General features: G+C 61.8%; 10 protein-coding genes, 3 tRNA genes and 2 pseudogenes. 8 read left to right on the top strand and 7 right to left on the bottom strand.

Annotation, left to right across the window (positions count from 1 at the left end; genetic code table 11):
• Positions 1 to 196 precede the first annotated feature (196 nt).
• The 4 genes and pseudogenes from FBY03_RS17750 (at position 197) to FBY03_RS17725 (ending at position 3,280) form a co-directional block, all read left to right on the top strand.
• A complete protein-coding gene (locus FBY03_RS17750; RefSeq protein ID WP_147173685.1) occupies positions 197 to 826 on the top strand; it encodes a DUF1780 domain-containing protein in 630 nt (209 codons plus the stop codon).
• Positions 823 to 1,230 (top strand): annotated as a pseudogene (locus FBY03_RS17745) (MOSC domain-containing protein); the annotation flags it as partial. The gene FBY03_RS17750 and the pseudogene FBY03_RS17745, both read left to right, overlap by 4 nt.
• Before the next feature lie 511 nt (positions 1,231 to 1,741).
• Positions 1,742 to 1,915 carry a DUF3094 family protein gene (locus tag FBY03_RS17730; protein ID WP_147173684.1) on the top strand — a complete coding sequence of 58 codons (174 nt, stop codon included), beginning with the start codon at positions 1,742 to 1,744 and terminating at the stop codon, positions 1,913 to 1,915.
• A 63-nt stretch (positions 1,916 to 1,978) separates the two neighbouring features.
• The gene (locus FBY03_RS17725) at positions 1,979 to 3,280 is read left to right on the top strand and encodes an NAD(P)/FAD-dependent oxidoreductase (protein ID WP_147173683.1); all 1,302 of its coding nucleotides are present in this window, start codon (positions 1,979 to 1,981) and stop codon (positions 3,278 to 3,280) included.
• Positions 3,281 to 3,383: 103 nt separating this feature from the next.
• Here FBY03_RS17725 and FBY03_RS17720 read toward each other — a convergent pair whose 3' ends face one another.
• The 3 genes from FBY03_RS17720 to FBY03_RS17715 all read right to left on the bottom strand — a co-directional run bounded on the left by FBY03_RS17720 (position 3,384) and on the right by FBY03_RS17715 (position 6,442).
• Positions 3,384 to 5,348 (bottom strand): DEAD/DEAH box helicase, encoded by a 1,965-nt coding sequence (locus FBY03_RS17720; RefSeq protein ID WP_147173682.1) that lies wholly within the window; start codon positions 5,346 to 5,348, stop codon positions 3,384 to 3,386.
• Positions 5,349 to 5,444: 96 nt separating this feature from the next.
• The gene (locus tag FBY03_RS23555; protein ID WP_371920790.1) at positions 5,445 to 5,732 is read right to left on the bottom strand and encodes a DUF6552 family protein; all 288 of its coding nucleotides are present in this window, start codon (positions 5,730 to 5,732) and stop codon (positions 5,445 to 5,447) included.
• A 5-nt stretch (positions 5,733 to 5,737) separates the two neighbouring features.
• The gene (locus FBY03_RS17715) at positions 5,738 to 6,442 is read right to left on the bottom strand and encodes an SDR family oxidoreductase (RefSeq protein ID WP_147173681.1); all 705 of its coding nucleotides are present in this window, start codon (positions 6,440 to 6,442) and stop codon (positions 5,738 to 5,740) included.
• 125 nt (positions 6,443 to 6,567) lie between these two features.
• Between FBY03_RS17715 and FBY03_RS17710 the strand changes: the two genes are divergently transcribed.
• Both FBY03_RS17710 and stpA read left to right on the top strand, forming a co-directional pair.
• The gene (locus tag FBY03_RS17710) at positions 6,568 to 7,449 is read left to right on the top strand and encodes a LysR substrate-binding domain-containing protein (protein ID WP_218570799.1); all 882 of its coding nucleotides are present in this window, start codon (positions 6,568 to 6,570) and stop codon (positions 7,447 to 7,449) included.
• Between the two features lie 96 nt (positions 7,450 to 7,545).
• Complete coding sequence (gene stpA, locus FBY03_RS17705) at positions 7,546 to 8,823, top strand: glucosylglycerol 3-phosphatase (RefSeq protein WP_218570798.1); 1,278 nt, start codon at positions 7,546 to 7,548, stop codon at positions 8,821 to 8,823.
• Between the two features lie 205 nt (positions 8,824 to 9,028).
• Here the strand turns inward: stpA and FBY03_RS17700 are convergent.
• From FBY03_RS17700 to FBY03_RS17690, 3 genes are all read right to left on the bottom strand, one after another.
• A tRNA-Lys gene (locus FBY03_RS17700) sits at positions 9,029 to 9,104 on the bottom strand.
• A gap of 5 nt (positions 9,105 to 9,109) precedes the next feature.
• Positions 9,110 to 9,186: transfer RNA gene (locus FBY03_RS17695), tRNA-Pro, on the bottom strand.
• 10 nt (positions 9,187 to 9,196) lie between these two features.
• Positions 9,197 to 9,272: transfer RNA gene (locus FBY03_RS17690), tRNA-Asn, on the bottom strand.
• A gap of 210 nt (positions 9,273 to 9,482) precedes the next feature.
• Between FBY03_RS17690 and FBY03_RS17685 the strand changes: the two genes are divergently transcribed.
• Together FBY03_RS17685 and FBY03_RS17680 are read left to right on the top strand one after the other, a co-directional pair.
• Positions 9,483 to 11,846 carry a DUF1631 domain-containing protein gene (locus FBY03_RS17685; protein WP_147173679.1) on the top strand — a complete coding sequence of 788 codons (2,364 nt, stop codon included), beginning with the start codon at positions 9,483 to 9,485 and terminating at the stop codon, positions 11,844 to 11,846.
• A 9-nt stretch (positions 11,847 to 11,855) separates the two neighbouring features.
• On the top strand, positions 11,856 to 12,188 hold the full coding sequence (locus FBY03_RS17680) for a PilZ domain-containing protein (protein ID WP_147173678.1): 333 nt from the start codon (positions 11,856 to 11,858) through the stop codon (positions 12,186 to 12,188).
• On the opposite strand, the pseudogene FBY03_RS23130 reads toward FBY03_RS17680, so the two are convergent.
• Positions 12,162 to 12,448, bottom strand: a pseudogene (locus FBY03_RS23130) (hypothetical protein); the annotation flags it as partial. The gene FBY03_RS17680 and the pseudogene FBY03_RS23130 sit on opposite strands and share 27 nt — an antisense overlap.

The following is a 12,448-nucleotide window of genomic DNA, read 5'->3' as shown; positions in this document are numbered from 1 at the left end:
ACCAGCTCCTTGTTGAACTAGGCGGCAGCCCCATCCGTGCACAAGACGGCAATCCCGCAGCCCGGATGAAATCCGGGAATCCGGCGTTGATCGTAAAGCGGCTCCCGGATTGCATCCGGGCTACGCCGACTAGCCAGTCCACCCGAAGAGCCCCAGGGACTACCAAGCCCCTGCGCCTGCGAGCTAAGCTGATGCTATGGATGACTCCGACTATCTGCGCCTGCTCACGCACCAGGCCGAACAAGCCAATGCCTTTCTCTCCAACGCGCGCAAGTGGGAGCGCGAGCGTTGGGTATGCCAACGCCTGCTGCAAGCCCTGAACATCGAGCACCGGCTCGATGAGTTCAGCGCCGCCGAACAAGAGCCACCGGATGTGCTGTTTCGCGAGGCCAGCTTCGAAGTATTTTTCGTGTTGGATCAAGGACGCCGCCTGAACGATGAATGGCGCGCCGAGCTGGAGCGTCGGCGCAGTGCCTTTTCACTCAGCCAACTGGTGCGCCGCGAAGCCAAGCCTCGGCGTATCCCCGCCGCCGAACTGCAAGCACGCCTGGCGCCGACCCTGCGCAAGAAGGCCCACAACTACAGCGAGCGCGGTCTCGATCTCGGCGAGCTGGACCTGCTCGCCTACGTCAACCTGAAACGCTTCGTGCCTGACTTCAACAGCCACTTCCCTCCGCCCACCGAATACCTGCGCCAGGGTTGGCGCTCGCTGTCGCTGGTCGGGCCGACCTTCGCCCGCGTGCTGTTCGCCCATCCGGACGCCCCGAGTTTTCTGCGCAGCAACCTCGGGCGCAGCGTGCTGTTCGATGTTGGCATCAGCCTATGAGCCCTCTGCAGGCGTTGCTGGCTGCCGTGCCGCAGCAAGGCCAGGTACGCTGGATCGGCGTACGCCCGACCTCGCGTGGCGCCATGCTGGTACTGGACGCCGTGGAAGCACGGCGTGACGCCGGTCTGACCGGCGACCATAGTCGCCCTGGACCGCGCAATGCGCGTCAGGTCACGCTAATCCAGTGGGAACACCTGGCGGTGATCAGTGCCCTGCTCGGCCGCCCACCCGAGCTAGCTATTCAGCCTGAAGATCTGCGCCGCAATCTGGCCATCAGCGGCATCAACCTGTTCAGCCTCAAGGGTCGGCGCTTTCGCATTGGCCAGGCCATATTGGAAACCACCGGCTGGTGCCAACCCTGCGCGCGCCTGGAAGAACGCCTGGGGTTAGGCTCTGTTGGCGCAAGGTTGTCGACCGCGACGGGTGCCCGCTTGGCGCAGGGCAAGGCGCGAGGAGAGAAGTTTGGTTGTTCCAAATGAACAACGAGTAACGCAGCCCTGCGTCAAGCGGGCCCCGTCCCTTCGGGTTGCGCGGCAAACCCCGCCATGCGGTGTTACGGGACTTGCCAAGGGAACAACCATTGTCTGCGTCCCGCGCCTAGCCTGGCGGGGTTTGACGCGGCAACGCGGCTCACAACCTTGCGTCAACAGAGCCTCAGTACTTTTCAAGCCATGCGCGGCCACGGTGGAATTACCGCGCGTGTACTGCATGGCGGCATTATTCGTCTGTATGACGACGTACGCGTTGAGCCCCTGTTCAACCCACGGCTAGAATAGCCACCATCTGCAGGCCGCATGAAGCTGCCGCGTTTGGCTATACGACGTTAATACAGGCTCAAAATGCTTTCCCGCCTGTATTTCCTGACCCCACCTTCGCGCGCTACCTGTTCACTTGGCCTGATCTATCGAGGTTCCCATGTCCAGCCAGCTGAGTCCCGACGATCAAAAACGCGTCGACCAGTACCTGAGTGCGCCCCAGCATCAAGTCGCACGCCAGCCGTTCAAGGTGTGGCGTTTGCTGCTGATCGTGCTGGTTTCGGTGATTGGACTGGGCATCCTCAGCCGCCTTTTGAGTCGACTGGTGCTATGAGCTGCTTAGCGCTCGCCCTGGCGAACTCCCCACGCTTTTTTCAAAGCCTTGTGAGAGTGTCCCATGTCCCATCAAATAGTCATCGTCGGCGGCGGCGCCGGCGGCCTGGAGCTTGCCACCCGCCTGGGTAGAACCCTGGGTAAACGCGGCAAAGCCAAAATCACCCTGGTCGACGCCAACCTGACGCACATCTGGAAGCCGCTGCTGCATGAGGTCGCCGCCGGCTCGCTCAACTCTTCCGAGGACGAGCTGAACTACGTGGCCCAGGCCAAGTGGAACCACTTCCAATTCCAGCTTGGACGCATGTCCGGGCTTAACCGCGCCGAGCGCCGCATCACACTGAGCGCCACCCTCGATGAGCAGGGTGAAGTCCTGGTGCCGCAGCGCGAGCTCGGCTACGACAGCCTGGTCATCGCCGTTGGCAGCACCACCAACGACTTCGGCACGCCGGGCGCCGCCGAACATTGCCTGTTTCTCGATACCCGCGAGCAGGCCGAGCGCTTCCACCGGCAACTGCTCAGCCACTATCTGCGCGCCCATGCCAGCCAGAGCGAGTCCACCGAACACATCAGCGTGGCCATCGTCGGTGCCGGCGCAACCGGCGTGGAACTGGCCGCCGAGTTGCATCACGCCGCTCACGAACTGGCCGCCTACGGCCTGGATCGCATCCGCCCGGAAAACATGCGCATCACCCTGATCGAGGCGGGCCCACGGGTGCTGCCGGCGCTACCTGAACGTATCGGCCAACCGGTGCATAAAACCCTGGAAAAGCTTGGCGTAACCGTGATGACCAATGGCGCGGTGAGCGAAGTGACCCGCGAGGGTTTGCACACCGCCCAGGGCGACACCATTACCGCCAGCCTCAAGGTCTGGGCCGCCGGGATTCGCGCCCCGGCCTTCCTCAAGGACCTGGATGGCCTGGAAAGCACCCGCATCAATCAGCTGCAGGTGCGGCCCACCCTGCAAACCACCCGCGACGACAATATCTTCGCCTTCGGCGATTGCGCCGCCTGCCCCCAGCCTGGCAGCGACGGGCGCAATGTGCCGCCGCGCGCCCAGGCCGCCCACCAGCAAGCCTCGCTGCTGGCCAAGTCGCTTAAATTGCGCATCGAGGGTCAAGCCCTGCCGGAATATCGCTACCGTGATTACGGCTCGCTGATCTCGCTGGCGAGCTTCTCGGCGGTCGGCAATCTAATGGGCAACCTGACCGGCAGCGTGATGCTCGAGGGCTGGCTGGCGCGGATGTTTTATCTATCGCTCTACCGCATGCATCAGATGGCGCTGTACGGCCCCTTCCGCACCCTGACCCTGATGCTCAGCGACCGCATTGGCCGCAGCACCGAACCGCGCCTGAAGCTGCACTGACGACAGCCTCCAGACTGCGCATGGACCCCTCGACCGGGCCTCCATGCGCAGCTGCCTGACCCCACCCCTCCCTGACCACATCCGCAGCGATTGCAGCAGCACCTCAGGGCTGGCTGGCGCGCCGAGCCAGCACCTGCGTCGCGCCCCGGGTTTTCTGGGTAAACCACAGTACCCGGCTGACCCCACGGGTGATGGCCACGTAAGCCAGGCGCAGGCTTTCATCCTGCATCGCCTGGTCATAGCTATTACGGAAGAACCCCGAATGGGCATACAGCGCATTGCGTAGCGGGTGTTTTTCCGGCGACGAGCAATCATCGACGATGATCGCCACTTCGGCTTGCAGCCCCTTGGCCCGATGGATGGTGTAGGCCTTGACCGGCAGTTTCTTGTCCAGCTGGGCCTGAATGCTCTGCAAAGGTTGGTTGCGCCGGCTCAAGACCAACACCGCCGTACGCTCGGCGCTGGGACGGCTGGCGACATGCGCGCATTGCGCTTTGATTTCCTTGAGCAGCTCCGGCAACCGACTGTTCAGGTCAAAGCCCGACACCAGCCTGACCCCGTGGTCGCCCGGCTGCATGGCCTTGAAGGCTTTGCTGGTTTTGCCTTGTTTGAACTCGACGCCCGCGAGCACCGCCTCGCCATCGCGAATCACCGGTTCGATGGAGCGGTAGTTGGTTTCCAGCATCAGTACGGCGCTGTGCTTCGCCTTTCCTTTGCCGGGAAAGTGCGTGTCGAAGTCCATGAACAGTTCGGGAGAACTGCCACGCCAGCCATAGATCGACTGCCAGTCGTCGCCGATCGCCATCAGGCTGACCGCCGCTTTGTCGCGCGCCAGGCAACGGTGCATGGCCTGCAGCCACTGGACGATCTGCGGGGAGATGTCCTGGAATTCGTCGATCAACAGGTGCGTAAATGGTGCCAGGGCCTGGGCCGAGATCCCCGCTCCGCCGGCTGCCAAGCGATGCGTGAGTGCCTGGAAGGCGCCGTCGAAGGTCATCAGCCCCTGCTCGCGCAGACGCGCCTGAAAATATGCCCAGAACACCACCAGGGCTTCGATGAACAGCCGTTCCCGGGCAGCGCACACCAGCGTTTGCGTGGTTAGCTGGTCGAGGCGGATGCCGATGCTTTGCATGAAGCCCGCCTGAACATAGAAGGCCTCGAACAGCGGCAGCGGAGTGAACTCCCCCACCAGCTTGAAGCCATCCAGCGGCGCCTTGGGCACCGCCGTGCGCTGGCTTTCGGCGCCGCTGACCGGCGGCTCTGGCAAACCCAGCAGGCTATGCACCTGCCGACGAAAGTCCGGCTCCTCGGCGTAGCACGCTTGGTAAGCCTGTTGCAGCAGGCGCTGCTGGGCGGGACGCAGGCGTGCGGAGGTCAGCGGATTATCCAGTTCGCTGGCCGAGGTGGTCTTGTCGCCCAGCTGCTCGAACCACTGCGGATTGTTCAGCACCTCCTTGGCCAACACTGCCATGGCCGAGTGGAAGGTGCGCACGACTTGCCGGGCCTTGCCGGCGTCGAAGGGATACTGCCAATAATCCAGCACCTTGAGCAGTTGCTCACGCAGTTGCGCGCAGGAGGCATTGGTGAAGGAAATCACCGTCAGACGTTCGGCCTCGATGCCCATGTGACAGAGCATGAACACCACGCGCAGCACCAGGGTGGTGGATTTACCCGAGCCCGCCCCGGCAAAGATCCGCGTGGCCGGATTGCGGCTGAGGATCATCGCCCACTGCTCGTCGGAAGGACAGCCGATCGCCCCCGCACTCACGGCCTGGGCAACACGCTCGCGCATGGCCTGGATCTGCGCATCGCCAACCGCCATTGGTGCCGGCCCGTAGATGCCTGTACTGGCTGGCTTGCTCGGCCTGGCTCGAGGCCTGGCCCGCTTCTTCGCGCTAGCCGTTTTGGTCTTGCTGGCGGAAGCACTGACTTTCTTCGCCCGGCGCGTGGGCATCGGGTGGAACAAAGCCGTTTCGCGTTCGGCTCGCAGGTATGCCGTGGTTCGCGGAAAGTAACGCAGCAGCGCTCCAGAGAGGAGCGACTTGTAGCGTTTGACGGCAGACAGCATTCGACGATTCCCACCCAGGCAATGAGGTATACCGTTGAATGATAAGTGCTTTTGGCCAAGGTAGGGCAACCACTAACGCACGGCGCGCTGTCGTGACTAAGCGTTGGCGCAACGCCGATGGTCCTGCTCGGTGAACGGCGGGCAGGACGACTTACCGATAACAACTCGGGGCGCTCCAACTGCCAGCCCTAACAACATCGCCGCAAGAGCGCCCTCGCGGATAAACATGCCGGCTCGATCACTCCAGAACACACCGACAAGCAACCAACCGACAAGACCCGCGCACAGCCGGTAGACGCTCGGCGGCCCCAACCGAAAGCCATCGCCAAATGACTCAGTATTCGGATAACCGAGGCCAACTACTTTTCGCAGGGCGACGTGCACGGGCTTCAGACGGCCCGGGTTAACCCTCCATCTAGCCGGATGTTTTGCCCGGTCATGTAGGCCGCCTCGTCCGAGGCGAGAAATGCGATCAGCGCAGACACATCGCTCGATTTGCCGTAGTGCCCCATGGGAATCCGGGCGCGGCGGTCCTCGGTTTCAGGCAGGCTGTCGATGAAGCCCGGCAGCACGTTGTTCATCCGAATGTGCTCGGCTGCATATTTGTCCGCAAACAACTTGGTGAAGCTGGCCAGCGCCGCACGGAACACGCCTGAGGTGGGAAACAACGGGTCGGGTTCGAAGGCGGCGAAGGTCGAGATATTCACAATGGCGCCTCCGCCCTGCGCGACCATGAGCGGGGTAACGATCCGAGCTGCCCGCACCACGTTCAGCAGGTAGACCTCCATACCTTCGTGCCACTCGTCGTCGCTGATCTCCAACACCGGCCCCTTCGGCCCGTGCCCCGCCGAATTGACCAACACATCCACCCGCCCCCAGCGCTCCATCGCCCGGTCCACCAGGCTCTGAATATCGGCAACCGAACGGTTTGAACCGGTCACGCCAAGGCCACCCAGTTCGTTGGCAAGCGCTTCGCCTTTACCCGATGACGACAGGATCGCAACCTTATAGCCATCTGCCGCCAAACGCCGTGCTGCGTCTGCGCCCATGCCGCTGCCGCCGGCTGTGATCAGTGCCACTTTCTTGGAAACCATGAGCGTTGCTCCGTTACTGATAACTATGTGGGTGGGAGGATAGTTATGAGCTTAGTGCGCGCTCTTGACCAATCATCTCTCATCGCCCAAGACTGTAGAAAAACTACTGCCTGCGGAGGCCATGCTTGCGCCAACCCAACTTGAATTCGCTAAGGATGTTCGATGCCGCGGCGCGGCAGCTGAATTTCCGCCTGGCCGCGGAGGAACTGAACCTGACACAGGGGGCCGTTGCCCAGCAGGTGCGGCGGCTTGAGGCTGATTTGGGCGTGCAGCTGTTTTACCGCAACGCCCGCGGTCTCGCCCTCACCGAGACAGGGCGAAGCTATCACGCCCCCGTTCGCCGCGCGCTGGCACTCATCGATGAGGCAACGCAAAAACTGCGCCCCGAGAACACACGGGTAACGCTCAGCGTTACGCCGTCATTCGCCTCGAAATGGCTGGTGCCACGCTTAGCCGCCTTCGCCCGTGCGCATCCTGATATCGAGGTGCAGGTTATGGCCAATGAAGGACTGGCGAATTTTCAGTCCGACGGAGTCGATCTCGCCATCCGCCAGGGCCGCGCGCCCTTTGCCGAAAGTCTCCACGTCGAGCTACTTGCCCCTCTCGAACTCCACGCGGTCTGCAGCCCCGGCTTTGCCGCTGAGCTCGGGCCAATCGAACGGCTTGAAGACTGCATTGCGCAGCCGCTTATTCAGGACGGCCACAACCTCTGGGCCAGCTTGTTCGAGGACGCCGGCCTGACCGCCCGACGGCGCTTCATACAGTTCAATCAGACCGCACTGGCCATGGATGCGGCGGCGCATGGACAAGGCATCGCTCTGGCGCCACGCCTGCTGTTAAACGTCGAGTTCGAGCACGCCAGGCTGGTCGAACTGTGGCGGGATACACGAGCCAATCAGGGCGGTTATTACGTCCTGTATCCCCGCGAGCGAGAACTCGATCCCGCGAGAGATGCCCTGATAAATTGGCTTTTAGCTGAGGCCAGAGCGACCCAAGCGGAACCTTGAAACGTTAGCGGCGCGGGCAATGACCGCACTGGTCGTGCTCGCAGCAACCGAGCCTCGGGTTTGGTTGAGCGAAACACTGCGCGTAAGATGAGGGGCATGACTAAACACAGCCCAGCGTTTTCCCTCGATCATTCCCACCTGCTCGACTCCCTCATCGCCACCGACAAGCTGCTGATCATTCAGGATCTGGATGGCGTGTGCATGGGCCTGGTGCGTGATCCGCTAACCCGTAGCATCGACCGCTGCTATGTGCAGGCGGCCCGCCAGCTGGCGGGGCACTTCTACGTGCTGACCAATGGCGAACACATCGGCAGTCGCGGGGTGAACGGCATCGTCGACAAGGCTTTCAATACGCCCACCCAGGCCCGCGAACACGGCCTGTATCTACCCGGGCTGGCCGCCGGCGGGGTGCAGCAGCAGGACCGCTACGCCAATGTGTCTCACCCAGGCGTGAGCGAGGCGGAACTGACCTTCCTGCAAGCGGTACCGGGCAAGGCCGAGAGCTTTCTAAGTGCACTGCTGGCCGCACCACCCTATACGCTCGGCGCCCCCGAGATCGCCGCCCTGGTTGGCTTGAGCGTACTGGACAACCTCGCCTCACCGACCCTCAACATCAACAGCCTGTATCAGCGCTTCAGTGCGCAACCGGCGCACTACCAACTGCTGCAGAAACAGGTCGCAGGATTCATGGAGCAGCTGCAGCAGGAAGCCACCTCGGCCCGGCTGGAAGACTCCTTCTTCGTACACTACGCACCGAATCTCGGGCAAGACGTGCACGGCCGGGAAAGGCTCAAGTACAGCACTGGCGAGAATGCCGGCACCACCGACTTTCAGTTCATGCTTAAGGGCGCCATCAAGGAAGTCGGGGTACTGGTGATCCTCAATCACTACTATCACCAGCACACCGGGCAGTACCCGCTGGGCGCAGACTTCAATGCCCGCCAGGCGCCGCGCGATCACGGCGCACTGCTGCAGCTGGCTCGCGAGCACTTCGATCCGGCACTGATGCCGCGCATCGTCGGCGTGGGCGACACGGTCACCTCTTCTATGCACATACACGATGGTCAGCCCCAGCAACTGCGTGGCGGCAGCGACCGCGGCTTCCTCACCCTGGTGCAGCAGCTGGGCGCAGCGTTCGGCAGCGACAACAAGGTGCTCTACATCGACAGCAGCGGCGGCGAAGTTGATCGCCCAGGCCTCAATGAGGCGCACCTACGGCGCCGGGCAGGCGATCCGAACCTGCCGCCCTGGCCTGCCGTCGAGGGCATCAGCGACGCCGAAGACCCTCTCAGCCTGGATGTCGTCTTTTGTGGAGGCCCCGCGCAATACGTGAAATTTTTCTGTGCACTGGCCGAGCGCTACGCATCGAAATAGCACCTGGAACGAGGGCTCACCAGTTCCCGGCACCTGCCAGAAGCATGCGCGGGCACCTTCGAGCGCAATAGACCAAGCGCGACCCGAGCCCCCTGGCTCAACCTGGTATCAATGAGTCAGGGCAAAAAGCAATGGGCACAAAAAAACCCGAGAGTCCTTTGAATCGGACTTTCAGGTTTTTTGTAACCTTCTGGGGAAGGTTGTTTGGTGGGTCGTGTAGGATTCGAACCTACGACCAATTGGTTAAAAGCCAACTGCTCTACCAACTGAGCTAACGACCCAAAAATGGTCGGGGTAAGGGGATTCGAACTCCTGACATCCTGCTCCCAAAGCAGGCGCGCTACCGGACTGCGCTATACCCCGATAGAAAGATTGGCTCCGCGACCAGGACTCGAACCTGGGACCCAATGATTAACAGTCATTTGCTCTACCGACTGAGCTATCGCGGAACTACTTGCTTTCTAATCTCTTCAACTAGGCTTTGGCGTGAACCGTTTCCCGTATCAGAGGCGCGCCATTTTACGGTTTCAGAACGCCCTGTCAACCCCTTAAATTGCTTTAGTGACAATGCTTTGCAGACGCGCGATGGGCTGCTATATCTTTCATGACTGCGGTCATAACAAGACGCATCAGTCGCCAGGACTCAACTAGGAAGGTCCATGAGCTCTCAGGACACACCACCGCACGCTCCAAGCACCACGCCGACCCTGGCAAGCCGAGGCATTCAGCCACGCTTTGGTGAGCTGGTACAAAGCTGTCGCAAGCTGGTGATGAACCGCCTGGCCGAGCACTTGGCCGGGGTGTTTGGCCAGGTCGACGACACCCTGTTCGAATGCGCGGAAAAGGCCGAGAACAATCAGGTGCAAACCTTGTTCTTCGACAGCATGCGCGAGATACGCAAGCAACGTCCGCAGGCCGAGCGCACCTATCATCAGAAAATCGCCCAGGGCTTCTCCGACTTTCTCGATGGCAAACTCAAGCCGCAACAGGGCGCCGCGGAGCTGGATGCCGAACAACTGACCCTGATCCAGAATGAGGAGTACGAAGAAAGCCTGCTGGTCACCAATATGGTTAACCGAATCAAGGCTCGCTGCGCACAACCGCTATTCGCCCTGGAGCAACGCCTGGCCCTGCTCAATAACGGCAAAAAAATAAGCGAAGACAATAACCCGTTCGGTCCACAGATAATCGCCCAGGCATTCCGCGAAGCCTTGGCGCCCTGCCCGCTGCAGCTACGGGTCAAGACCGTTCTCTATGCCTTGTTCGACCAGCACGTCATGCACAACCTGGACAGCCTGTATGCGGCGCTCAATCAACGGCTGATCGAGGCCGGCGTACTGCCCAATCTCAAATACAGTGCACCGCGCAACGCCAACCCGGCTCGCCCAACCATGTCCTCGAGCGAGTCGGCTGCGGCAGAAAGCCCGACTGTCGATGCCAATGCCAATGCCAATGCCACCTCAGCCACTCCAAGTAGTTCCGGCAATCCGAGCAGCCCTTCAGCGGCCTCTGCGCCGCTCGACCTGAACGGCCCGCCGCCAAGCGATCCAGCTATGCTGTTGAGCGGCCTGAGCAACCTGCTCGGCGAACACCGCCAACGCGACCTTGACGCCCCACTCGGTAACACCCGCAGCATCGCCAGTTTCTCGCCACGCAACGCCAGCAGCACATACAGCGCCACGGAATTGCTCGACGCACTGAACCGCATGCAGCGTCAATCGGCCGGCGACCTGGCGCAGCGCCTGCAGCGCCCGCAACAGGTCGAAAGCCTGAAAGCCGATTTACAGCAGCAACTGGAAACCCATAGCCAGCAACCCGAGCAACATAAACTCTCGGATCAGGAAGCCGACGTGGTTGATCTGGTCGGCATGCTGTTCGACTTTATTCTGGACGACGACAATCTACCGGATACCTGCAAGACCGCGCTTTCCCATCTGCATACGCCCTATCTAAAAGTCGCCCTGCAGGATAAGGCACTGTTCACGCAACATCACCATCCGGCGCGCCGACTACTCAACGCTATGGCTCAGGCCGGCGTACTGTACGGCGGCGAAGGCGATGAGCGCGGCGTGCTGGCAAAGATGCAATGGGTCGTCGAGCGTGTCATCCATGACTTCAACGGTGACCTGCACCTGTTTACAACCTTGCTGGACGAGTTCAACGAATTCGCCACCCCCCTGAAGCACAAGGTCGATCTGCGTGAACGCCGCGCAGTGGAAGCCGCCAAAGGGCGTGACAAACTGCTTGGTGCACGCCAGCAGGCCGTCGAAGTCATCGCTCACTGCCTGAACAACCGCGAACCTCCGCGCATCATTCGTGACTTTCTGCAGCTCACCTGGACCGATGTACTGGTCTTCGTGCTGTTGCGCCACGGCGATCACAGCAGCGAATGGCAACGCTCCCGCGAGGTGGCCGAACAAATGGCCTGGAGTGGCACACCGCTGGACGATGCCGGCCGGGAGCGCCTGCAGGCGCTGCGTGCACCATTACTGGAGGACCTGCGTAAAGGCCTGACGCTGCTGGGTGGCTACCATGAGGACGGCATCCGGCGCCTGCTGCAAGACTTGGTCGCCTGCCAATACGCCGTGCAGGCCAAGCAACCCCAGGTCGCGGCCAAACTCAAGGCCAACCTGCCGCAGAGCCAGCTCGGCGCCATGCTCGGCGAAGATGCCGAGCTCGCCAGTCTCGCGCCGCGCGAGTCGGGTCTATCCCCCCGCGCTCAGGTGCTCGCCAAACAGCTCGGACAGATCGGCTTCGGCACCTGGTTCGAGTTCGTCACGGGCGAGCAAACCCGTACGCTGAAACTCTCCTGGTTCAGTCCAACCACGCACAACTACATGTTTGTCGACCACAGTGGACAGCGCGCGGCAATCAAGCCGCTCGCCCAGCTGGCCAGCGAAATGGAACAGGGCCTCGCGCGGATCGTCACCGCCGAACACGACGCCCCCTTGGTAGATCGCGCGCTCACCGCCATTTACCGCGTCCTGCAGCGCTTTACTGGGCGCACAGCCGATACCAACTAAGGAGCCCCAATGGAAGAGCGTCGTCAACACGACCGTCATAGCACCGAGCTGCAGCTGGAAGTCTTCGACCTGCACACCGGACGACGCCTTGGCCGGGTGGTGGACCTCTCCGCCGAAGGCTTCATGTTGTTCAGCGACACGCCGCAGACTGCCGACACCCTGGTCGAGTGCCGCCTGGTCAGCGAACAGGTGATCGACGGCGTGTGCGAGATAACGCTCGGCGCCGACTGCCTCTGGAGCCGCCCAGGTGCCGACGACAAACATTGCTGGGCGGGTTTTCACATCATTGACCTCGCCGAGGATCAGGCTGCAGCATTAGAGGTGCTGCTCAAACACCTGTGAACGGCCTGCCACGCCCAGAGTGCCGGTTGTCGCTCCGCACGTATGCAGCCAGGCAGCCAGGCAGCCAGGCAGCCAGGCAGCCAGGCAGCCGCCAATCCAACCAGACAAAACCCCATAAAACACCCCGGACGATCCAAGCCGTACCGGGGTGTTTTCATTGCTCAGGCCTAGGGTCTGTTGCCGTTTCATTCGCGGCCGCGCCGTAGCCTGTTTTTGCGCGAGGCAAGGCACGAGGAGCGCGGTTTGGTTGTTCCAAATGA

Source organism: Pseudomonas sp. SJZ079 (assembly GCF_007993865.1).
Taxonomy (GTDB): domain Bacteria; phylum Pseudomonadota; class Gammaproteobacteria; order Pseudomonadales; family Pseudomonadaceae; genus Aquipseudomonas.
The sequence above is the reverse complement of the archived record's forward strand: the minus strand, read 5'-3'. Positions and strand labels throughout refer to the sequence as shown.